The organism is Xylophilus sp. PBN-3R (assembly GCF_057747805.1).
In genome coordinates, this window is the sequence record NZ_CM173225.1 from 3,573,430 (window position 1) to 3,595,158 (window position 21,729).

The following is a 21,729-nucleotide window of genomic DNA, read 5'->3' on the forward strand; positions in this document are numbered from 1 at the left end:
GTCTTCTCGTGACACTCAACATCCTTATCGTCGACGACAACCGCGAAGCGGCCGAGCTGTTCCAGGAACTCCTGGAAATGCAGGATTACGCCGTGCGTTGTGCCTTCACCGGCCAGCAGGCCCTCGACGCCGCCCGCGCCGAAGCAGCCAACGTCTACCTGGTCGATCTCACCTTGCCGGACATGCACGGCACCGATCTGGCCCGCCAACTGGTCGAAATCACCCAGCCTCGCCCGATGGTCATCGCCGTGACCGGCCTGGCTTCGGACGGCAGCGACGAAATGGCCGTCTTCGACCACTTCCTGCAAAAGCCGGTCGACTTCGAAAAACTCGAACGCATATTGGCCGGCGTGGCAGCCCGATCATGAGCGGCATCAGCACCCACACCAGCGCAGCCTGGCTGGCCGCCGGCGTACGCCACGAACTCTTTATGCGGGTCCTGCCCGCACTGCGCCACGACATGGCCGGACCGTTGTCGGTGGCCCGCATGGGCAACGCAGTGCTGAAACGCTACCTCGCTGCCACGCCGGTCGATGCCGCCATGTGCCTGAAACGCATGGAGCAGACCGACGAACAGCTCAACGAACTGCTGGTGTCCATCCGCACTCTGGCGCGCTGGGATGTCGAAAGCACCGACCGCGTGTCGCCCAGCCCGGCCCTTCTCGCCACCCTGCACCTGGCGCGGCCCATGCTGGACCTGAACGGCGTTGTGCTGGAGACGTCCGACATCACCGCGCCCACGAGCTGGACGCCGCTGCAGCCCGCCCGCGCCCTGTTCATGGTGCTGGGTGTACTCAGCCACCTGCAGGACAGCAGTAACGGCCCCAGCCGCATCACGCTGTCGACACAGGGCGATTCGCTCACCGCTCGCGCGGAAGCGATGGCGCCCACGCTGCCCGGCGACCATCAGCCCGCGCAACGGCAGATGAAGATCGACGCACAGGCCCTGCAGTGGCTGGCCGACGACCTGCAGTGGCCCGTCACCATGGGCGACGGCTTCGTGACGCTCGGCCTTCCCGCCGAGCAATAGACAGTCTTTCGGCCGGGCTCAACCGGCCTTGCGGCGCACCACCCGGCGCAAGCTCTTACGGTGTTCCCGAAGAAACCCCAGCAACCGATGTTCCGCCGCATGGAGCCGGCGCGGCGTCTTCTGTTTGCCGGTCACCTTCTGCCAGAAGCCCAGCAGTTCCGTCTCGGCGCCCTTGGCCAGGGTTGCGCCCACCTGCAACACGGCGGGATGCACATAAGACTTCTTGCAGACCGCCGGCGTGTTGCCCAATTGTCGGGCCACCTCGGTCAGCACCGCCTTCGCGCTATAGGCGGTTTCGCCGGTGCCGCCACAGGCCAGCCGTGTCAGCTCCAGCGCCTGCACCGTGCCGTGCCAGGTACGGAAGTCCTTGGCGGTGAAGTCCTCACCGGCTGCGTCGCGCAGGTAGTCGTTGACGTCGCTCGAACCCAGACGGCGGATTTCGCCCGCCTCGTCCTCGTAATGGAACAGTTCCTGGCCCGGCAGTTGCTGGCAACTGCGCACGACCCGTGCCACCTGCGGATCGTCAAGTTTCACTTGCTGCAGCACGCCGCTCTTGCCGCGGAACTTCAGGGTCAACACGCTGCCCCGCACGCCGGCATGCGGCGTGCGCAGCGTCGTCAGGCCGTAGGATCCGTTGGTCTCGGCGTATTCCTCGTTGCCTACTCGCAGATAGGTCGTGTCCAGCAAACGCACCAGCGTCGCCAGCAGCACCGGACGCGACAAAGGCTGTCCCCGTCCGGGCTTCAGATCGCGCGAAACACGCGCCCTGATTCGCGGCAGCGCCTTGCCGAAAGCCTCGATGCGTTCGAACTTGCCCACATCCCGTTGCAGCCGCCAGTCCGGGTGATAACGGTATTGGCGCCGTCCCCGGGCGTCGAGCCCGGTCGCCTGCAGATGACCGTTGGGCAGCGGGCAGATCCAGACATCGGTGTAAGCGGGCGGGATCGCCAGATGGTTGATCCGTTCGATCTCGCTTTCGTCCTGGATCGCAGAACCGTCCTCCCGCCGGTACAGGAAACGTTTGCCGCGCTGCACCCGCGAAAAGCCCGGCATCAGCGGGCTGACATACAGCAGGCCCCCCGGCATGGCGGCCGGCGGCGGGACATCGGTGGTAGGCGCTTGCAAGATGAAAAATCCGTGGGGTCGATAGGTAGCCATCGGTGTATCGCGCCGATCGTCGGCCGCTTGTAGGACGCCAGCCGAAGCGTCAGGCAGCCGGCCAGCGGTCGGTGAAGACCAGTTCGTCCAGCGCACCACCGCCCTGCCGCCCGCCAAAGGTTCCGGATGGCACCGGCCACCGAACCCCAGGGCCATGTCGCGAGGCATGGCGCGTCTGCCAGACGCCGTGCCGTCGCCCGGAGCCAGCACCGCCACGAGCAACGCTGCGCGGGCGGGCAAACCTTCGATCTTCGATCTTCAGAACTCGCCAGGGTGCATCGACCCGACCGAAGGTGGCCGGTGGGTCCCCAGCAGCAGCAGCAGCAGCAGCAGCAGCAGCAGCGTGTCGCGCTGGCCGGCGGAAAAAGCAGTGGCGTCGTCGGAAGACATCCCGCCGAGGACGGCTAGAACAACGGCGTCTGGCCCGATGCCGCCTCTGCCGTCGACGGTGCTTCCGCAACAACCGGATCCGCCGCATCCGCGCGCACCAGGGAGCCGGCCCGCACCCCCAGCAAACGCAGCTTGCGCTCCAGTGGCACGCGTTTCAGACACAGCCCCGCCAGCCGGCGGATCTGCACCGCGTCGTCCACCGCCACCTCAACCGTCTGATCGCGGGTGGCGATCCGGAAATCGTCATAACGCAGCTTGATGCCGACGGTCTTGGTGCGCCAACCCTTGCGCTGCAGATCGTCCGCCACCTTCTCGCAAAGCGTGGTGAAGATGCGGCCCAGTTCGGCCCTGTCGCGCACCGCATGCAGGTCGCGCTCGAACGTGGTTTCGCGGCTCATCGACACCGGTTCGCTTTCGGTCACCACCGGCCGGTCGTCGCGTCCCCAGGACACCTCATGCATCCAGGCGCCGGTGGACCGGCCGAAGTTGGCGACCAGCCATTGCGGCTGTTGCGCAGCCAGTTCGCCGATGGTGCGGATCCCGTGCAGTTCCAGCTTCGCATCCGCCTTGGGTCCGATGCCGTTGATCTTGCGAGCGGGCAAGGGCCATATGCGCTCCTGCAGATCGGAAGCGTGGACGATGGAAATACCGTTGGGTTTCTCGAACTCGCTGGCCATCTTGGCCAGCAATTTGTTGGGTGCCACGCCGACCGAACACGTCAGCCCGGTGGCCTCGAAGATCTGCCGCTGGATCAGCCGCGCCAGTACCCGGCCACCCTCGCGCTGCCCGCCCGGGACATCGGTGAAGTCGATATACACCTCGTCTATCCCCCGGTCCTCCATCACCGGCGCGATGTCGGTGATGACGCCCTTGAAGGTGCGCGAGAAATGCCGCACCCGCTCGAAGTCGACCGGCAGCAGGATCGCCTGCGGACACAGCTTTGCCGCCTTCATCAAACCCAGTGCGGAGCCGACGCCGAACTGCCGTGCGGCGTAGGTCGCGGTGGTGGCCACGCCACGACCGACATAGTCGCGCAGGATGGGGAAGTCGGCGATCGGGATGTCGGCCAGCGAGCGCCCGTCCGGCGGGTCGACGAGCGCGCCGTCCGCAGGCCGCCGGCCACCGCCGATCACCACCGGCAAGCCTTTGAGCTGCGGATAACGAAGCAGTTCGACAGACGCGAAGAAGGCGTCCATGTCGAGGTGGGCAATGCGGCGCTGGTGGGGCGGGAAAGACACGCGTTGAGGATAGACGCTGCGATGCAAATTGGCGCGGTGAGGGCTTTTCGGCGTTGGGCGGACCCATCGACGCAGCTATCTATTTACATTTTACAAAATCAATTGCCAACATCTTTGTGATTAAAGATCACCATTCATGCAATTTGGCAGACTTAATATTTATTCGCCGTTAAACGGTTTGACGGCACAACCAACCAACCAAGCAATCCATATGAAACACGTTCAAATTGAATCCACCCTGAAGTGCCAATCTAACGACGCTTATAAAATGCCAAACTACATCAGCCGCGTCAACTAACCTGCTTGACCAACACGATCGGGCGACATGTTCGTCCGATCCAACAGGAGCCAGCCCATGCCTAGGCGTTCCAATAAAAAATTGCAGGTATTTCAACCTAACCATTTTCTGCGCATCCAAAATGGAAAGCTTATTTTTTGGGATTACAAGCAGCATAAACAGTTTGAAATCAGCAAAGAACATCTCGATCGGCTGATAGATTTTTCAAGCCCCCTCGCACCCAAAAAAACAAAAATTGATTCTGAGCTCATGGAATCCGGTGTACTTGTCTCACCATCCAATATGGAAAACTGGAAATGGGACTGGCTAGGACATATATTTCACCATGGAACATCGCACCCCTTAGGAATTGAAGATGGGGACATGGCCGAAACCTCATCTGAATATGCTCGCAGCTACGCCGAATTTTGTGAATCTATCAAGGCAGAGGCACCAGATCCGGAAATCGTGAAAGGCGGAGAAGTCATACCCCTACCTCCACCATGTGTGGATACCTTGCTCGCCACACCGTTCTGGGATGTTTTAAAACTGCGCAGAACCTGCCGTGACTTTGATGGCGGGTCGGTACCGCTCCAGACCCTGGCAGACCTGCTCTTTTGCACATTTGGCGATCAGAAAGTCATTGAAAAAAACCCACCGCCGAATATGCAATATTATGGTTATCGTCGTACCTCACCCTCCGCAGGAGGCTTACAGGCTGCAGAGCCTTACCTGTGGGCCCTGAAGATCGACGGGTTACCTCCGGGAATTTACCATTACCTTTCCAGCCGCCACCAACTTGAAATAGTACAGAAAAATCTCCCCCCATCGCCGCTCGGCGTATATCTTTGCCATCAAGACTGGGCCAACGACATGGCGTTCGCAGTCATTATGACCGCACGTTTTGACAAAATGTGGTGGAAATACCCACATTCTCGTGCATATCGGCCTATGCTGATGGACATTGGACACTTGTCACAAACCTTATGTTTAGGAATCACGGCTTACGGTTTACACCCTTGGTTGACTGGCTATTTTCATGACAATGAACTAACTGACTTGCTCCAATGCACGCCAGACGTCGAATTCCCGATACTCTTAGTCGGCGGAGGTTCGGGAACTGGCAGTTCATATGACCGTGAAACACGCGCACTTACGAATTTTCCGAGGCAAGAGCCATGAAGGCAACATTGAAAAACCTCGGCATTCTTGGCATAAAGCCAGGCCACGACGGAGCATTTGCATGGCTGGAATCCGGAAAACTTCAATTTTGCATTGAAGCGGAGAAAGATAATCAGCATAGATACAGTGAAATCAATGAAGCCACAACCATAAAAGCGTTTCAACAGCTACCAAGAATGCCTGACGTGTTAGCTTACAGTGGCTGGAGCGCAGGCAACCAGCCAACAGGTCGAGACATTGGCAGCGGCTATTTCGGCGTTGCGCCAGGCTCTTTATCCAATATTAACAATCCCTACGTCAACGGTAGAATCCAATTTTCTTCAACGCATGAACGCTCTCATATTTTGTGTGCCTATGCCATGTCGCCATTCCCACAGGGAGAACCATGCTACGCACTTGTATGGGAGGGACATATTGGCGCAATATACTTCATCGACGAGAATGTTAAAATCAAGAAACTGGGTGACATACTACCGTTCCCTGGGATCCGCTACGCATTTCTTTATGGTTTAGCGGATCCAACCTTCAACCTCCGGTTTGGTCAAGTACGCTTGGGCGACGCAGGCAAACTCATGGCAATTTGCAGTTATGCGTCAACAGAACCGGTTTGCGAAGACGGACATGCGCTTGTGGCCAGGATTCTTGACTCGGAAATTAACATCAGCGAACTCGACAAAAGATTGTTCAGCGAGAGCCGTTTTCACAACTGTGGAATTGATAGCCAAGATTTTGCGGGAATAGCCAAATTACTGTCCGATAAAATTTATTCATTCTTTGAAGAAAATGTCAGGAAACATGTCCAGCAAAAAATTCCTCTTATAATTTCAGGAGGGTGTGGATTAAATTGCGACTGGAACTCTCGTTGGATCGACAGCGGTATTTTTTCAGGTGTTTTTATACCCCCTTGTACAAACGACAGCGGGTCTGCCATTGGAACAGCAGCAGATGCGCAATGGGCGCTGTCCGGCATTGCGAAAATTGAATGGACACCTTATGCAGGCGAATATCCGCAAGATGACTTGGTGACGATCACAGGATTTACCGAAAGCGTGTACGAAGCAGAAAAGGTAGCGCAGGCCTTAGCCGAGGGCAAAATTATCGGATGGATGCGAGGCCGATACGAAATAGGTCCTCGAGCGCTGGGCGCCCGTTCTATTTTGGCATGTCCGACATCTCGAACAATGTTAGACCGATTAAATGCTTTAAAACGAAGAGAGGCTTTTCGGCCGATCGCGCCACTTTGTTTAATCGAAGAAATGCAACATTATTTTGAACCGTCCACTCCAAGTCCATACATGCTGGAGTTTAGGAAAGTTGTTTCGGCGGACATTCCTGCAGTTACCCATGTTGACGGCTCGGCAAGGCCGCAGTCAATCAGCAGCGAACAAAACCTTGAATTACACACATTGCTTGTCGCATTCCAGAAAGCAAGGGGCGTCGCGGTACTCTGCAATACATCATTGAATTATAATGGTTATGGATTTTTGAATAAACTCAGTGATTTACTGAATTTCTCACGCCAGCACGACCTGGACGGGTTTGTCTTTAATGACAGATTTTTTCTCAAGAACATCTGAATTCGTTTAGATGGACCACACGATAAAGATACCGGCAATCACATCCAGATTGCTATTTATCCAAATAATTGCTGGATTCACACAGTGGCTGGATATTTTTCTTATATTTTCAATTCCGTCTTTTCTCTGGAATTCAAGTCCCTCGCAGATTGCGCTGTTGGCTGCACTTTTTGGACTGCCATCGTTGTTCCTGGGCCCGATATTTGGCGCCTTCCTAGACAAAAGCGATCCTCGAAAACTAATGGTTATCGGCGTTGCCTTGAGGGCGGCGTTGACGTTGATGATCGCGTTCACCCCCCGATTTGAACTGTTTGCTGCTTTAGTAATGGCAAAGGGGGTTGCAAATCTCGTTTATTGGCCATCGTCTGCCCTGATCACCAATATGGCAATACTGGAGCCGCGCAGATTGTCCTATTTTTCGAGCCTAAGTCTAGGGGACCAACTGAGCAAGGTCGCGGCACCCGTCGTGGCAGGAACTTTGACGCTGGGGATATCTGCCCAGAAGGTTTTTCTGATATCAGCTGCGATGACACTTCTTACTTTGCTTTTATTACCCGGAGTACTCCGTCAGCTGACTTTGCCGTCAAAAAATAACGTACATACCTTTTCAGGATTATTTCAAGGGTTGGTGAAAGGTTGGAGCGCGTTTCAAACCCTCCCTGCACCGTTGATTTTCAGCATGACGCTTGGTATCGGCCTTTCATTAACGCTAGCAATATATGATTCTCATGTTGCGGCATATCTGGAATCAATTGGCTTGCAAGCCGCAGATTTTGCGCTGGTCTTATCAGCTACTGCTGCGGGGGCCATGGCAGCCGCCTCGATGGTAAAAATCATACAAAAGGCGAAGCCTGCGGCAATGCTGGTAAAGAGCGGCGCGATCATTTTTTTTATTTCGGTATTCATAACGACATTAATAATAACCCAGGGCCCACAGCCGACAAGTCAACCCATATTATGCGCAATATGGTTTGTCAATGGATTCGGTTATGAGCTGTTTGTTATTGGCGCCAGCCTGACATTTCAAAATCTCTGCCCGCCTGAACTGCTTGGCCGGGTCAGCACATCGCTGCGCAGCCTCCAACTGGCAGCGGTAGTAGCAGGGCCGAGCATAGGCGCACTGCTTATTAACCAACACGGTCGAGTCGCGCCTTTCGTGGCAGCAACATGTGTCGCAGGGCTGCTGATGATTGCGATGACGTTTTTCAGTCGTCGCAGGCTTTAGCCCCACAACCACCGCTGATCCAGCAACCTGCGGCCCAGCAGAACCAGCGCCGCGTCCCGACCCCATTTCACCGGCCCGGTCGCATGGAAGATGTCCGACTGCCGCCTCGCCCTGGCCTGCACCTGTGCCACCCGCTGCCAGCGATGCAGGGCATAACGGGCCAGGCTGGCACGCACGTCGTCGATATCCATGCCCAAAGTGCGCTGCAGTTCGGCGGCATCTTCCAGCGCCATGGCGGCGCCTTGTGCGAGATAAGGCAGCATCGGATGAGCGGCATCGCCCAGCAGGGCCACCCGGCCGCGGGCCAGGGCGTCGGGTCCGGTGACCGGCGAACGGTCGTGCATCATCCAGCGGCGCCATTGGGGCGCGGCTTCGGCCAGAGCCTGCAGTTGCGGGCTGCAGCCGGCCAGCACCTGGGTGACTTCGGCCGGCGATGCTTCGGCATTCCAGTCCTCGGCATCACCGTTGCCACTCGTTCCTGGCCGGCCTTCCGCCAGCACCACCAGATTCAGCAGTTCCCCACGGCGCACCGGGTAGGCCACCACATGCAGCCGCACTCCCATCCAGACGTTGACTCCCGCGCATGCGGCGTTCTGCGCGACACCGAGCGTGGCCCTGTCGATCAGCGTGCGCCAGGCGAAATGGCCGGTCGGGCGCGGCGGGCCTGCGTTCGGTTCGACCTGTTGGCGCAACACGCTCCACAAGCCGTCGGCCACCACCAGCGCATCGCCTTCGGATGTCACGCTGCGATCGTTTTCGCGCCTGCCGGTCAGGCCCACCACGCCGCCGTCGATCTCCGCCGGGCCGGCTTCGCTGCCGAGGTGCAGCACTGTCTCTCCGGTCTGCCGAACCGCGTCCAGCAGCAAACCGTGCAGATCGGCGCGGTGCAGGGTTGCATAGGGTGCGCCGTAGCGGCCGGCGATGTCGTCGCCCAGCGGCATGCGGGTCAGCTGCCGGTCGTTGCTCGCATGGCGGATGCTGATCCACTCCGGGAAGAACGCGGTATCCCGCAAGGCGTCCGACAGCCCCCACTGCTGCAGGACACGGGTGGCATTCGGTCCCAGCTGCAGCCCGGCACCGACTTCCGAGAAGGCCGGCGTCCGCTCGAACACCCGGGCACGCCAGCCGGCCCGGTTGCAGGCCAGCGCGGTAGCCAGGCCGCCGATGCCGCCTCCGGCCACCAGCATTTCACGCGCAAAGGCAATCGGCATCGGTCAGTCGAGCAGGCCTTGTTGCTGCTCCATTTCGGCGATGGGCAGCGGCCGGCCGAAAAGGTAGCCCTGGAAGGAACTGCAGCCGTGGCGGCGCAGGAAATCGAACTGCCCTTCGGTCTCCACGCCCTCGGCGATGACGTCCAGGCCGAGGCTCAGCGCCAAGGTCAGGGTGGTGCGCACGATGGCCGCGTCGCTCGGGTCACTGAGCACTTCGCGTACGAAGGACTGGTCGATCTTCAACTGGTCCAGCGGCAGGCTCTTGAGGTAACCCAGCGACGAATATCCGGTGCCGAAGTCGTCCAGCGAGAAACCCACGCCGCGCTGCCGCAGGCGTGCCATCTTGCCGAGGATGTCTTCGACGTCGTGGAACAGCAGGGACTCGGTGAGCTCGAATTTGAGCCGCGAAGCGTTGGCACCGGTTTCGTCCAGCACGGCCTCGACCTGGTCGATGAAGTCGGGATGGCGAAACTGCCGTGCGCTCACATTGACCGCAATGTTGAGATTGCGGGTGACCGCACGTCGGCTCCAGGTCACCAACTGCAGGCAGGCGGTGCGCAGCACCCACTCGCCGAGCGGCAGGATGAGGCCGGTCTCTTCGGCCAGATCGATGAATTCCAGCGGCGGCACCATGCCGCGCACGGGATGGCACCAGCGCACCAGCGCTTCCGCACCCAGGATGCGGCGGTTGGTGTCGACCACCGGCTGGTAGTGCAGCCGCAACTCTGCACGGCCCAGGCCTGCGCGCAATTCGACCTCCATCACCGACCGCGCCTTGAGGCGGGCCTGCATGGCGGGATCGAAGAAACGCACGGTGTTGCGTCCTGCGGCCTTGGCCTGGTGCACCGCCAGGTCGGCGCGTTTCAGCAGTTCGTCGGGCGGCAGGATCTGTTCGCCCCCGAAAATGGCCACGCCGATGCTGCCGCTGGCATGGTGCTGCCGCTCGCCGATGGCGAAAGGCATGCGCAGTTGTTCCAGCAGGTCGGCGGCGATGCGTTCGGCCTCGGTTACTGCCGGAATGAGGTCGGCGCCGAGGTTTTCGCACACCACCACGAACTCGTCGCCGCCGAAACGCGCGGTGCTGCGGCCGGGTGCGGCGCGCTCGAGCAGGCGGCTGGCGACCTGCTGCAGCAACTGGTCGCCGACGACATGACCCAGCGTGTCGTTGAGGTTCTTGAAATGGTCGATGTCGATGAACAGCACCGCGCCGTACTGGTGCAGGGCGCAGGCTTCTTCCAGCACCGCCTGCAGCCGGTTGACCAGCAGACGCCGGTTGGGCAGCGCGGTGAGCGAGTCGTAGAAAGCCAGGCGCTCGACTTCATGTTCGGCCCGCTTGCGATCGGTCACGTCGCGGGCGATTCCGATCACGCCGGTGGCCAGTCCCTGGGCGTCGTGCACCGGCATCTTGATGATGTCGTACACCCCGCTACGCTGGACGCCGCGCAGGGTTTCCTCGGCACGGTAAGGCTGGCCGGTCCGCATGGCCACCAGATCTTCGCGGCGCGACCGTTCTGCCGTTTCGGTGTCGTAGAGGTCGGCATAGCTGGCACCCACCAGCTGGTGGCGGGTCAGGCCGTAAAAGGCTTCGAAAGCATGATTGCAGGCGCGGTAGATGCCGCCGCGGTCCCGGTAGAAAACCATGTCGGGAATGGCTTCGAACAGACCCCGCAGTTCGGCCTGCTTTTCGGCCAGCGCCAGCGTCGCACGGTGGCGCTCGCTGTCGTCGACCGCGAACGACAGAAGACCCTGAACCGTGCCGTCGGCGGCATATTCGGGGACCATGGCGTTGTAGCGCCAGTGCACGTCGCCCGGCGAACGTTCGACCCGGTTCTCGAACGAGGTGGCCTGGCCGTCCAGCGCCGCCATCAGCCGGGGCAGCAGGCGCGCGTAACGCTCCGGTGGAATGAAATCGCTGAGCGGCCGGCCCAGCATCTCCTGGGGGTTGGCGGTGCCGTACCAGCGGATGTGGGCGTCGTTGATGAAACGGATGCGCAGTTCGCGGTCCAGGCGGGTGACCCCGAAATGGAGCTGGGCCAGCACGGTCAGCAGGCTGGCATCGTCGCCGGTGCCCCGGGCCAGCACTTCGGGGGGGCAGCAGCCGAGATCGACCAGCAGGCCTTCCCAGACGTCCGGACCGACAGGCGAGGCATGCAGCCGCAGGCGGCGCAGGCTGCCGTCGGGTCGGCGCTGACGGAGTTCGATGGCGATGGTCTGCCGGCCGACCATGGCGGCGTGCACCGTACGGCGCTGCAGGGCGCCGATCTGGCGGAGCAAGCCCCGTGGATGGGCCATGACCTGGTCTTTCTCCAGACCGCACACGGCCTGGCAGCTGTCGCCGATCCAGTCGAAGCGGCCCCTGGGAAACGGAGCATCGACCCAGCGAAACAGCACCGCGCCGGGCAGGTGCACGCCAGAAACGGGCTGTGAGCCGCGATCCTCGTCGGCGGCTGATGGGGTGTTCATCCGGATGCTTCCTCGCGCGGTACGGGTCCGGCGACAAGGCCGGAGCGGGAAGCAGTCTAACGCCGCGCCGGCCCGCCCCGGCGGCGTAGCGGGCAGCTTTTCAGCGGGCTGGGACGATCTTGACGGTGCGCCCATCTGTCGATGGTCCGCCGGGCTGGCCGGGCGTTGCACAGCTGCCGCAGCTGTCGCAAGAGGTGCAACCCGGTGCATCGGCCAGGACGCGGGTGATGCGCGCCGCACCGGCGTCCTTCAGACCCACCCGACGTCCGCCCTGCCCCAGGGCCGCCGCCAGCTTGCGCCGCCAGGCAGCCGGCATCCAGTACCAGGCGGCCCAGGCGAAGGCGGCCAGAACGATCAGGCCGACGATGGATTGCTGCAACATGACTCGTTAACCTCCGCCCAGTGCCAGGGTGATGCGGTATGCGACGAAACTGGCGCCGTAGGCCAGTGCGAACAGGTAGGCCGCCATGATGAGAGCGTAGCGCCAGGAATTGGTTTCACGCTTCACGGTCGCAAGGGTCGAAAGACACATGGGCGCGAACACATACCAGACCAGCAGCGAGATGGCGGTGGCCGTCGACCAGGTGCTGGCGATGACCGGTTCCAGCGCCGCGGCAGCGTCGTCGCCCGTAGCCGACATCGCATAGACGGTACCCAGCGCACCCACTGCGACCTCCCGTGCGGCCAGCCCGGGAACCAGTGCGATGGAAATCTGCCAGTTGAACCCGATGGGCGCGAAGATGACCTCGAGCGCCCGGCCGATCATGCCGGCCAGGCTGTACTGGATGGCCGGGCCGGTGGCGCCTTCCGGCGGACCGGGAAAAGTCGAGAAGAACCACAGCAGCACGGTCAGCGCCAGGATCATGGTGCCGACCCGCTTCAGGAAGATGCGGGCCCGCTCCCAGAGGCCGATGGCCAACTGGCGCGGGTTGGGCCAGCGGTACGAAGGTAATTCCATCATCAGCGGCGACACCGCATGGGTGCCACGCAGCCATTTGAAGATCCAGGCCACGCCCATGGCCGAGACGATGCCGCCCAGGTAGAGCGCGAACAGCACCAGGCCCTGCAGATTGAAAATGCCCGCCACCTGGCGCGACGGGATGAAGGCCGCGATCAGCAGCGCATACACCGGCAGCCGCGCCGAACAGGTCATCAGCGGCGCGATCATGATCGTGACCAGCCGGTCGCGCCAGTTGGTGATGGTGCGGGCCGCCATCACGCCCGGGATGGCGCAGGCGAAACTCGACAGCAGCGGAATGAAGGACCGGCCCGAGAGGCCGACCGTGCCCATCAGCCGGTCGAGCATGAAGGCCGCGCGCGGCAGGTAACCCGAATCTTCCAGCGCCAGGATGAAAAAGAACAGGATCAGGATCTGCGGCAGGAACACCAGCACGCCGCCGGCGCCGGCGATGATGCCGTCGACCAGCAGGCTGCGCAGGATGCCGTCAGGCATGTGTTGCTTGAGGACGTCGCCGACGCCATTGGTAGCCGTCTCGATCAGGCCCATGGGCACCTCGGCCCAGCTGAACACCGCCTGAAACATCAGGAACAGCAGCACCGTCAGGATCAGCATGCCCCACACCGGATGCAGCACCAGCCGGTCGATGCGGTCGTCGCGGGCCAACCGCGAAACGGGTTCGTGCACCGCCGCGGCAAGGATGCGACGTACCTCCTGCTGGGTGTCCAGCACCTGCTCCAGTTGCGGTGCGATCCAGTCCTTGCGGTGGCCGGCCCGGGTGTCGTTGTCGATGGCCGGGTGGTAGTCGGACAACAGGTCGACCAGTTGCGCGGCACCGTCGCCGCGCACGCCGACTGTCTCGATCACGGGCATGCCCAACTCCCGGGACAGCGCTTCGATGTCGACCACCACGCCTTGCTGGCGCGCCATGTCGGTCATGTTCAGCGCCATCACCATCGGCACGCCCAGGCGGCGCGCTTCGAGCACCAGGCTCAGGTTGAGCCGCAGGTTGGTGGCGTCGGTGACCGACACCAGCAGGTCGGGCAGCGGCTCGCCGGGCCGGCGACCGGTGACGATGTCCCGGGTGACGGCTTCGTCGGCCGACAGGGCATTCAGGCTGTAGGCGCCCGGCAGGTCGAGCACCTCTACTCGACGGCCCGAAGGCGTGCGCAGCAGGCCGACCTTGCGCTCGACCGTCACGCCCGCATAGTTGGCGACCTTCTGGCGGCTGCCGGTCAGCAGGTTGAATAGCGCGGTCTTGCCGCAGTTGGGGTTGCCCAGCAGGGCGACGCGCAGGGATGAAGAGGTTTCCGCGTTCATGCGCCCGCCTTGCCGTCGGCAGTGACCATCACCAGGGCGGCTTCATGGGCCCGCAATGCAAACGTGCTGCGCCCGATACGCACCGCGATCGGTTCGCCACCCGGGAAACCATGGGCGATGACACGGACCGGTTCACCGGGCACAAAACCGATTTCGGTGAGCCGCAGGATGCGGTCCTGGTCGTCCGGCTGCCCCAGGCTGCGCAATTCAAGCACTGTTGCCTGCGTGTGGCGCGGCAGTCGATTCAGGGAAAGCGCCCCGCTGGCAAGCGGCGGGACACGGACAGCGGAAGCGGGGGCGATATGGACGTCGGACACAGGATGGACTGGCTGAACGGCGGAAGATAAACAAGAATTATTCTTGAAAAGCCGCGCAGTGTAGCCCGAGGGGTTTTGCGCGCGGAGCCCGAAAGCACCGCGCACCACTCGGAATCAGCCCACCTGCAACAGTTGCCGCAGCACGTACGGCAGGATCCCGCCGGCCTTGTAATAGTCCACCTCGACCGGCGTGTCGATGCGCAGGATCACCCGTGCTTCGGTGCGCTGGCCGTCTGGCCGGGTAATGACCAGGGTCGCCTTGCTTTGCGGTTTGAGGTCCGGATCGGCAATGACGTCGATGGTCTCGTCACCCTTCAGGCCCAGCTCCTGCCACGACTCACCGGCGGCGAACTGCAGCGGCAACACACCCATGCCGACCAGGTTGGAGCGGTGGATGCGCTCGAAACTGCGTGCCACGACCGCCTTGATGCCAAGCAACTGGGTGCCCTTGGCAGCCCAGTCCCGCGACGAACCGGTTCCGTATTCCTCGCCGGCAAAAATCACCGTCGGCTGATTGGCCTTCATGTAGAGCATGGCGGCGTCGAAGATCGCCAGTTTGCTGCCCTTGTCGGGGCCTTCGCCCTGGTAGAGCGTGACTCCGCCCTCTTCCCGCGAACCGTCTGCGGTGGCTGGAATCATCAGGTTCTTGATGCGCACGTTGGCAAAGGTGCCGCGCATCATCACGTCGTGGTTGCCGCGGCGCGCGCCGTAGCTGTTGAAGTCGAGCTTGCCGACGCCGTTTTCCTGCAGCCAGAGGCCGGCGGGTGAACTGGCCTTGATGGAGCCCGCGGGCGAGATGTGGTCGGTGGTGATCGAGTCGCCGAACAGCGCCATGATGCGTGCGCCTTCCACTTTCGAGCCGGGCGCGTCCTTCTGTTTGGAAGGGTCGAGCTCGAAGGTGTCGAAGAACGGCGGCTGCGCGATGTAGGTGCTGGCCGGCCAGGTGTAGGTCTGGCCGGAAACGCCATGGATCTTCTCCCACAGTTCGCCCGGCTCGGATTTCACCCGCCCATAGTTGGCACGGAAAGCATCGCCGTTCATGGCGAACTTCATCAGCTCGTGCACCTCGTCGCTGCTGGGCCAGATGTCACCCAGGTAGACATCCCGGCCCCCGGTGCCCTTGCCGACCGGCTCGGTCATCAGGTCGCGCAGCACCGAACCGGCGATGGCATAAGCCACCACCAGCGGCGGGCTGGCCAAAAAGTTCGCCTTCAGGTTGGGGTGGATGCGTGCCTCGAAATTGCGGTTGCCCGACAACACGGCCGCGCATACCAGGTCGCTTTTGGTGATGGCTTCGTTCAGTTCCGGCGCCAGGTCGCCGGCATTGCCGATGCAGGTCGTGCAACCGTAGCCGGCCAGGGCGAAACCCAGCTTTTCCAGATAGGGCAGCAGGCCGGCCTTGACCAGGTATTCGGTGACGATGCGCGAGCCGGGGGCAAGCGACGTCTTGATATGCGGCTGCACCGTCAGACCCGCCTCGACCGCCTTCTTGGCCAGCAGGCCGGCTGCCAGCATCACGCTCGGGTTGGAAGTGTTGGTGCAGCTGGTGATGGCGGCGATCAGCACGTCGCCGTTGCCCAGGGTGATGTTGGTCGCATCGTGGCCGTCTTCGGTCGGCGCTTCGGATTGCGCCGCGGCCAGCGTCGGTTTGTTGCCCTCCATTTCCATCACCATGCGCGCCGCGCCCGGCGGGGTCGGCGGATTGGCGGGCACTTTGGTGGTCGGCTCTTCACCGGCGTGATGCACCAGCTGGCGTGTCAGCAGGAGGTCGGCCGGGCGATTGAAACCGTTCTCGCTGTTGGGTTTGCTGAAAAGCGACTTGAACTGACCGGCCACGTTGCCCAGCTCGATGCGATCCTGGGGGCGTTTCGGGCCGGCCAGGCTGGGCGTGACGTCGCCCAGGTCGAGTTTCACCACCTGCGAATAGGTGATGTCGCCCGACTTCGGCACGCCGAACAGGCCCTGGGCACGGAAATAGGCCTCGAAAGCCTCGACCTCTTCATCGGTGCGGCCGGTGCCGCGGAAATATTCGACCGTTTTCTCGTCGACCGGAAAGAAACCCATCGTGGCGCCGTATTCCGGCGCCATGTTCCCGATGGTGGCGCGGTCGGGCACCGGCAGCGTGCTGGTGCCCTCGCCGAAGAATTCGACAAATTTGCCCACCACCTTCTGCTTGCGCAGGATCTCGGTGACGGTCAGAACCAGGTCGGTCGCGGTGACGCCCTCTCGCAACCGGCCGGTCAATTCGAAGCCCACCACGTCGGGCGTCAGGAAGTAGACCGGCTGTCCCAGCATGGCCGCTTCGGCCTCGATTCCGCCGACACCCCAGGCCACGACGCCGATGCCGTTGACCATGGTGGTGTGACTATCGGTTCCGACAAGGCTATCGAAATAATAAATATTGGCATCGGAATGGTGAACACCCCGCGCCAGATATTCGAGGTTCACCTGGTGCACGATACCGAACCCCGGAGGCACGACACCAAATGTATCGAATGCTTGCATGCCCCATTTCATGAATTCATAGCGCTCCCGATTTCGCTGGAATTCAAGCTTCATGTTGAGGTCCAAGGCATCCTGGGTGCCGTAGTAATCAACCATGACCGAGTGATCCACCACCAAGTCGACCGGAACCAGCGGTTCGATTCGTTCCGGGTCTTTTCCTAATCGGGCCGCAGTACTGCGCATGGCCGCCAGATCGGCCAGCAACGGCACTCCGGTGAAATCCTGCAATACCACCCGCGCCACCACGAACGGAATCTCTTCTGTGCGATTGGCCACTGGCTGCCAGCCGGCCAACTGGGACACGTGTTCAGACGTTATTTTTCTCCCGTCGCAGTTGCGGAGCACCGACTCCAGAACGATTCGTATCGATACTGGCAACTTCGAGATATTCGGAAAGTCCTTGGCCAAGGCTGGCAGGGAATGAAACTTCCCTTCCCGTCCGGAAGCTGTTTGAAAGGTTTTGACGGTATGGGAGAAATCGTGAGGGGCTCGGGCGGCCATGGGAACTCCTTGAATGGGGACAACGGCGGCATTCATTTTGTCAGTGACGGCAGAACAGCGCGCAACCTGGGGTTACCAGGGGCCCTGGCCGCGTGACGAAACGGAGGAGCGCGGCGCCAAGGCGGCTGCCGGCCAGTCCGAAAAACAAAGACCCCCGCGGGCCCTGAAGGCTGGCGGGGGTCTTGTCAGGCCTGCGGAACCGGCAAACCCGGCTCTCGAAAGCTCAAACCACTCAGATGGCGAACTGGGCGCGATCCTGATCGGCGATCCACTTCGGAGCCTTGCCGCGGCCGGTCCAGGTGGCGCCGGTAGCCGGGTCACGGTATTTGGCAGCGACCTTGCCGCCCTTTGCGGAAGAAGCAGCGCGACCGCGCGCTGGCGGGAAAACGTCGGAAGCGGTCAGACCGAATTCTTCAATCAGGCCACGAACGCGAGAAACTGCATCGGACAGTTCACGTTGACGTGCATCGCTGATTTGAGCTTCAAGAGCTTCGCGTTGCTTCAGGAGTTCTTTATAGGTGGTCATGGTATTTTTTCGCAGAAAGTTGGTGGCGCGATTATAGACGCGGCATCCAGCCCAATGCCGCCGGTGCGATTATTTTTACAAACCCGTAAAAACCCCATGATTATCCCCCTCCGGCGCGGCAGGCATAGCCAGAACCTTGTCGATGCGCCGGCCGTCCAGATCCACCACCTCGAATATCCAGTCACCGCAAGGAATCAGCTCGCCCACGCCGGGCAGATGGCCGGACTCGGATAACAAAAGCCCGGCCAAGGTGTTGTACAGGCCGCGGTCCTCTTGAGGCAAATCACGAATATCAAGCCGCGATTTGAGTTCTGCGACCGGCATCAAACCATCCAGCAGCCATGAACCATCGGCTCTTTGCACTGCCCACGCTTCGGCCTCTGCACCGGGTTGCAACTCGCCGGTGATGGCTTCGAGCAAGTCGCGTGGCGTCATCAAACCCTGCACCACGCCATATTCGTCGACCACAAATATCATGCGGCCGGATTGCGCTCGAAACTGTTCCAGCAATTCCATGCCTGAAAGGGTTTCAGGCAGAAAGGATGCCGGCAACACATAGGCGTCGAGGCTGCCTTCGGCGTCGCTGCCGAGTTCGAGCATGCGGGCCAGGCTGATCACGCCGACCACTTCGTCTAGCGACCCGCGACACACCGGATACCAGGAATGCGCCCGGCCGCTGGCGGCTTGCCGCAGGCCGTGCGCGACCGTGCTGTTGGCGGGCAGCCAGTCGATATCGCCGCGCGGCACCATGAGCGAGGTGAGCGGCCGGTCGTCGAGATGGAACACGTTCTGAACCATGCGGTGCTCCTGGCGCTCGATGACACCTGCATCCAGACCCTCTTCCAAGCTGGCGGCAATTTCTTCTTCGGTTACTGCCCGACCTGCGTCGTTGTCGATGCGCAGCAGTTTCAGCACCGCCTGCGTGCTGACCGACAGCAGGCGCACGAACGGGCTGGCGATGCGCGCCATCCACTGCATGGGACGCGCAACGAAACGCGCCACCGGCTCCGGGTAGAGCTGGCCTATGCGTTTGGGCACCAGTTCGCCGAAGACGATGGTGACGAAGGTGATGATGGTCACGACCAGTGCCGTCGCCACCACGTCGGCGAACCGGGTCGGCATGCCGGCACGTTCCAGCAGCACCTGCACATCGCCGCTGAATGCCGCCTCGCCCAGGATGCCGTTGAGCATGCCGATGGAAGTGATGCCCACCTGCACCGCCGAAAGAAAGCGAGTGGGTTCCGCCAGTAGCGCCAATGCCGCCTGGGCCCCCTTGTCGCCCGCCTCCGCCATCGCATTGAGGCGCGCCTTGCGGCTGGAAGCCAGGGCCAGCTCGGACATGGCGAAAGCACCATTGAGCAAGGTCAGCAAGGCGATGAGCAAAAAATCCATGGAGTGGCGTAGAGAATCGGAAGATGGCAATTTACCTGATGGGCGATCTGCAGGGCTGTGACGAGCCCCTCGAACGGCTGCTGCGCGAGGCTGACTTTTCGCCCAGCCGCGACACGCTGTATGTACTGGGAGACATGGTCAACCGCGGACCCGATTCCGCCGGCACCCTGCGCCGCCTGGCCGCGCTGGGCGAGGCCGCGCATTGCCTGCTGGGCAACCACGACCTGCATTTGCTGGCGGTGATCCACGGCGTCCGCAGGCCCGGCAGGCGCGACACGCTGGCCGACCTGCTGTCTGCACCCGACCTGCCGGCCCTGACCGACTGGCTGCGTCACCGCCGGATGGCGATGCGCCTGCAACACGGCACGCAGGACATCCTGATGGTGCACGCCGGAATCTTGCCTGCATGGAATGCGCAGAAGGTGATGTCGCTGGCCGCGGAGGTGGAGACCGTGCTGCGCGATTCGGAACTGCCGGTGTTCCTGCGGACGATGTATGGGGACGACCCGGCCGAATGGCAGGACACGCTCGGCGGCACCGACCGACTGCGGGTCATCGTGAACGCGCTGACCCGACTGCGTTTCTGCACGCCCGAAGGCCGAATGGATTTTGGCAGCAGCGATTCACCGGACGACGCGCCACCCGGCCTGCTGCCGTGGTTCGATGTACCCGGCCGCAAGACGGCCGACGCCACGGTAGCGTTCGGCCACTGGTCACAACTTGGTTTGCTGGAACGCCCGGGTTTGATGGGGCTGGACACCGGTTGTGTCTGGGGCGGCTGCCTCACGGCCATGCGGCTGGGCGCAACTGCGGCAGACAACCAGCGTCTGCAGGTTCGCTGCGATCAGGCGCAGGCACCGGGATAGACGTTGGTGGCGCCCGGAACCTCGGTCGCCGGGCTTCAGCTTTCCTGTTCGACCTGGGCGCCAGCCGTTTCCGGCACTTCCGCAATGGGAGGCGGAATCGGCTTGAAAAGCATCGCGATCTTGCGTTTGGGCTTGATGTTGGCGTGCGCGCGGCTGGGCGTTGGAGCCTTGGCTTCCCAGGCGGGTTCGGCCTGGGTGCTGGACTCGTAGGGCTTGTCGAAGAACGGGTCACGATTCGCCGCCGGTGCACGGAACCGCGGCGGCTGGGCCGGCTGGAAACGCGGTGCTTCGCCACCGGAGGCGGGCTCGCCTTCGTTGTAGAGGCGGCGGCCGTCGTTGAAACGGCCACGCGGCTGCTGCTCCTCGAACTCGAAGGGTTCGAGTTCCATCTTCTTGCCGATGAGTTTCTCGATGTCGGCCGCCAGGCGCGCGTCGTTGCGGCTGTCGAGGCCGACAAAACTCACCGCCAGGCCGGAAGCGCCGGCACGGCCGGTGCGGCCGATACGGTGCACGTAATCTTCGGCATTGAAAGGCACGTCGAAGTTGAAAACCGCCGGCACGTCCTTGATGTCGAGGCCGCGGGCCGCCACATCGGTACACACCAGAAGATCGACTTCACCGCTCTTGAAGGCCTCCAGTGCCTTAAGGCGTTCGTCCTGGCTCTTGTCGCCATGCAGGGCCGCCGTCTTGAGGCCTTCGCGTTCGAGGGAACGCGCCAGCCGCGCACAGCCCAGCTTGCTGTTGACGAAAACGAATGCCTGGCGGATGCCGCGCTGCTTGAGCACCTGGTGCAGCGCCCGGCGCTTGTCGTCTTCGTTGACGCTATAGAAATGCTGTTCGACCGTAGATGCGGTTTCGTTGGACCGCGCGACTTCGATGGTTACCGGATCCTGCAGGTAGCTCGATGCCAGCCGCTTGATCTCGGGCGAAAAGGTGGCGGAGAACAACAGCGTGGTGCGCTGCTTCGGCAGGTACGAAAGGATGCGCTGCAGGTCGGGCAGGAAACCGATGTCGAGCATTCGGTCGGCCTCGTCCAGCACCACGTACTCGACCTGGTTGAGCACCGCATTCTTGGCTTCGATGTGGTCGAGCAGACGGCCGGGCGTGGCCACCAGGACTTCGACGCCCTTCTTGAGTTCCGCCGTCTGGGGTTTCATGTCCATGCCGCCGAACACCACCGCACAGCGCATCTGCGTGTGTTTGCTGTAGAGCTTGATCTGCTGGGCGACCTGATCGGCCAGCTCACGGGTGGGCAGCAACACCAGGGCACGCACCGGATGGCGCGCGGGCGAGGTGGAGCTGTTCTCGTGTTTCATCAGCCGCTGCAGCAGAGGCAGCGAGAACGCCGCCGTCTTGCCGGTGCCGGTCTGGGCGGCGCCCATCACGTCCTTGCCCTCCAACACGACCGGAATGGCCTGCGCCTGGATGGGCGTCATGCTTTCGTAGCCCATATCGGCCACGGCTCGTGCCAGCGGTTCAGCCAGCTTCAGTTCTGAAAAAGATGTCGTCATGCAGCCGCCGATTGTCGCACCCTGCGCGTAAATCAGGCAAAACCGCTTTCCGGCCTCTCGAAAAGGACTTTGGCGGCGTCGC

General features: G+C 61.9%; 18 protein-coding genes. 6 read left to right on the plus strand and 12 right to left on the minus strand.

Annotated elements, in window-relative coordinates:
• Positions 1 to 8: 8 nt before the first annotated feature.
• The gene (locus AC3ANW_RS17005; protein WP_488342025.1) at positions 9 to 368 is read left to right on the plus strand and encodes a response regulator; all 360 of its coding nucleotides are present in this window, start codon (positions 9 to 11) and stop codon (positions 366 to 368) included.
• Positions 365 to 1,030 (plus strand): hypothetical protein, encoded by a 666-nt coding sequence (locus AC3ANW_RS17010; protein WP_488342026.1) that lies wholly within the window; start codon positions 365 to 367, stop codon positions 1,028 to 1,030. Before AC3ANW_RS17005 ends, AC3ANW_RS17010 begins: the two co-directional genes overlap by 4 nt.
• 18 nt (positions 1,031 to 1,048) lie before the next feature.
• On the opposite strand, the gene AC3ANW_RS17015 is transcribed toward AC3ANW_RS17010, so the two are convergent.
• From AC3ANW_RS17015 to AC3ANW_RS17025, 3 genes are all read right to left on the minus strand, one after another.
• A complete protein-coding gene (locus tag AC3ANW_RS17015) occupies positions 1,049 to 2,116 on the minus strand; it encodes a DNA topoisomerase IB (RefSeq protein ID WP_488345449.1) in 1,068 nt (355 codons plus the stop codon).
• A gap of 330 nt (positions 2,117 to 2,446) precedes the next feature.
• A complete protein-coding gene (locus AC3ANW_RS17020; protein ID WP_488342027.1) occupies positions 2,447 to 2,578 on the minus strand; it encodes a hypothetical protein in 132 nt (43 codons plus the stop codon).
• Positions 2,579 to 2,592: 14 nt separating this feature from the next.
• Entirely contained in the window at positions 2,593 to 3,774 is a 1,182-nt protein-coding gene (locus AC3ANW_RS17025) for a Y-family DNA polymerase (RefSeq protein ID WP_488345450.1), read from the minus strand.
• 397 nt (positions 3,775 to 4,171) lie between these two features.
• Here AC3ANW_RS17025 and AC3ANW_RS17030 point away from each other — a divergent pair, with 397 nt between their 5' ends.
• From AC3ANW_RS17030 to AC3ANW_RS17040, 3 genes are read left to right on the plus strand one after another with little or no spacing between them, the layout of a single operon-like run.
• Entirely contained in the window at positions 4,172 to 5,275 is a 1,104-nt protein-coding gene (locus tag AC3ANW_RS17030) for a SagB family peptide dehydrogenase (protein WP_488342028.1), read from the plus strand.
• Positions 5,272 to 6,852: a carbamoyltransferase C-terminal domain-containing protein gene (locus AC3ANW_RS17035; RefSeq protein WP_488342029.1), complete on the plus strand. Its 1,581-nt coding sequence runs from the start codon at positions 5,272 to 5,274 to the stop codon at positions 6,850 to 6,852. The genes AC3ANW_RS17030 and AC3ANW_RS17035 overlap by 4 nt, the downstream gene beginning before the upstream one ends.
• Positions 6,853 to 6,862: 10 nt before the next feature.
• The gene (locus AC3ANW_RS17040; protein WP_488342030.1) at positions 6,863 to 8,077 is read left to right on the plus strand and encodes an MFS transporter; all 1,215 of its coding nucleotides are present in this window, start codon (positions 6,863 to 6,865) and stop codon (positions 8,075 to 8,077) included.
• On the opposite strand, the gene AC3ANW_RS17045 is transcribed toward AC3ANW_RS17040, so the two are convergent.
• From AC3ANW_RS17045 to AC3ANW_RS17080, 8 genes are all read right to left on the minus strand, one after another.
• Complete coding sequence (locus AC3ANW_RS17045) at positions 8,074 to 9,288, minus strand: FAD-dependent monooxygenase (RefSeq protein WP_488342031.1); 1,215 nt, start codon at positions 9,286 to 9,288, stop codon at positions 8,074 to 8,076. The genes AC3ANW_RS17040 and AC3ANW_RS17045 overlap by 4 nt on opposite strands.
• A gap of 3 nt (positions 9,289 to 9,291) precedes the next feature.
• Positions 9,292 to 11,751: a putative bifunctional diguanylate cyclase/phosphodiesterase gene (locus tag AC3ANW_RS17050; RefSeq protein ID WP_488342032.1), complete on the minus strand. Its 2,460-nt coding sequence runs from the start codon at positions 11,749 to 11,751 to the stop codon at positions 9,292 to 9,294.
• Between the two features lie 100 nt (positions 11,752 to 11,851).
• Positions 11,852 to 12,133, minus strand: coding sequence for a DUF6587 family protein (locus AC3ANW_RS17055; RefSeq protein ID WP_488342033.1), 282 nt, complete (start codon positions 12,131 to 12,133; stop codon positions 11,852 to 11,854).
• Between the two features lie 6 nt (positions 12,134 to 12,139).
• On the minus strand, positions 12,140 to 14,029 hold the full coding sequence (feoB, locus tag AC3ANW_RS17060) for a ferrous iron transport protein B (protein WP_488342034.1): 1,890 nt from the start codon (positions 14,027 to 14,029) through the stop codon (positions 12,140 to 12,142).
• A complete protein-coding gene (locus AC3ANW_RS17065; protein ID WP_488342035.1) occupies positions 14,026 to 14,346 on the minus strand; it encodes a FeoA family protein in 321 nt (106 codons plus the stop codon). Before AC3ANW_RS17065 ends, feoB begins: the two co-directional genes overlap by 4 nt.
• A 114-nt stretch (positions 14,347 to 14,460) precedes the next feature.
• On the minus strand, positions 14,461 to 17,352 hold the full coding sequence (locus AC3ANW_RS17070; RefSeq protein WP_488342036.1) for an aconitate hydratase: 2,892 nt from the start codon (positions 17,350 to 17,352) through the stop codon (positions 14,461 to 14,463).
• Positions 17,353 to 17,584: 232 nt separating this feature from the next.
• Positions 17,585 to 17,878, minus strand: a complete 294-nt coding sequence (locus AC3ANW_RS17075; RefSeq protein ID WP_488342037.1) for an H-NS histone family protein — start codon at positions 17,876 to 17,878, stop codon at positions 17,585 to 17,587.
• Positions 17,879 to 17,953: 75 nt separating this feature from the next.
• A complete protein-coding gene (locus tag AC3ANW_RS17080; RefSeq protein ID WP_488342038.1) occupies positions 17,954 to 19,270 on the minus strand; it encodes a hemolysin family protein in 1,317 nt (438 codons plus the stop codon).
• Positions 19,271 to 19,293: 23 nt separating this feature from the next.
• Between AC3ANW_RS17080 and AC3ANW_RS17085 the strand changes: the two genes are divergently transcribed.
• Positions 19,294 to 20,136, plus strand: a complete 843-nt coding sequence (locus AC3ANW_RS17085; protein ID WP_488342039.1) for a symmetrical bis(5'-nucleosyl)-tetraphosphatase — start codon at positions 19,294 to 19,296, stop codon at positions 20,134 to 20,136.
• 35 nt (positions 20,137 to 20,171) lie between these two features.
• On the opposite strand, the gene AC3ANW_RS17090 is transcribed toward AC3ANW_RS17085, so the two are convergent.
• The gene (locus AC3ANW_RS17090; protein ID WP_488342040.1) at positions 20,172 to 21,647 is read right to left on the minus strand and encodes a DEAD/DEAH box helicase; all 1,476 of its coding nucleotides are present in this window, start codon (positions 21,645 to 21,647) and stop codon (positions 20,172 to 20,174) included.
• Positions 21,648 to 21,729 lie beyond the last annotated feature (82 nt).

Bases quoted from the DNA above. Each gene is read 5' to 3' on its own strand.
- AC3ANW_RS17025 (WP_488345450.1), bottom strand. From the start codon at position 3,774: ATGGACGCCTTCTTCGCGTCTGTCGAACTGCTTCGTTATCCGCAGCTC.
- AC3ANW_RS17030 (WP_488342028.1), top strand. From the start codon at position 4,172: ATGCCTAGGCGTTCCAATAAAAAATTGCAGGTATTTCAACCTAACCAT.
- AC3ANW_RS17070 (WP_488342036.1), bottom strand. From the start codon at position 17,352: ATGGCCGCCCGAGCCCCTCACGATTTCTCCCATACCGTCAAAACCTTT.
- AC3ANW_RS17020 (WP_488342027.1), bottom strand. From the start codon at position 2,578: ATGTCTTCCGACGACGCCACTGCTTTTTCCGCCGGCCAGCGCGACACG.
- AC3ANW_RS17040 (WP_488342030.1), top strand. From the start codon at position 6,863: ATGGACCACACGATAAAGATACCGGCAATCACATCCAGATTGCTATTT.
- AC3ANW_RS17045 (WP_488342031.1), bottom strand. From the start codon at position 9,288: ATGCCGATTGCCTTTGCGCGTGAAATGCTGGTGGCCGGAGGCGGCATC.
- AC3ANW_RS17035 (WP_488342029.1), top strand. From the start codon at position 5,272: ATGAAGGCAACATTGAAAAACCTCGGCATTCTTGGCATAAAGCCAGGC.
- AC3ANW_RS17085 (WP_488342039.1), top strand. From the start codon at position 19,294: ATGGCAATTTACCTGATGGGCGATCTGCAGGGCTGTGACGAGCCCCTC.
- AC3ANW_RS17080 (WP_488342038.1), bottom strand. From the start codon at position 19,270: ATGGATTTTTTGCTCATCGCCTTGCTGACCTTGCTCAATGGTGCTTTC.
- feoB (WP_488342034.1), bottom strand. From the start codon at position 14,029: ATGAACGCGGAAACCTCTTCATCCCTGCGCGTCGCCCTGCTGGGCAAC.
- AC3ANW_RS17055 (WP_488342033.1), bottom strand. From the start codon at position 12,133: ATGTTGCAGCAATCCATCGTCGGCCTGATCGTTCTGGCCGCCTTCGCC.
- AC3ANW_RS17090 (WP_488342040.1), bottom strand. From the start codon at position 21,647: ATGACGACATCTTTTTCAGAACTGAAGCTGGCTGAACCGCTGGCACGA.
- AC3ANW_RS17075 (WP_488342037.1), bottom strand. From the start codon at position 17,878: ATGACCACCTATAAAGAACTCCTGAAGCAACGCGAAGCTCTTGAAGCT.
- AC3ANW_RS17050 (WP_488342032.1), bottom strand. From the start codon at position 11,751: ATGAACACCCCATCAGCCGCCGACGAGGATCGCGGCTCACAGCCCGTT.
- AC3ANW_RS17015 (WP_488345449.1), bottom strand. From the start codon at position 2,116: ATGCCGGGGGGCCTGCTGTATGTCAGCCCGCTGATGCCGGGCTTTTCG.
- AC3ANW_RS17010 (WP_488342026.1), top strand. From the start codon at position 365: ATGAGCGGCATCAGCACCCACACCAGCGCAGCCTGGCTGGCCGCCGGC.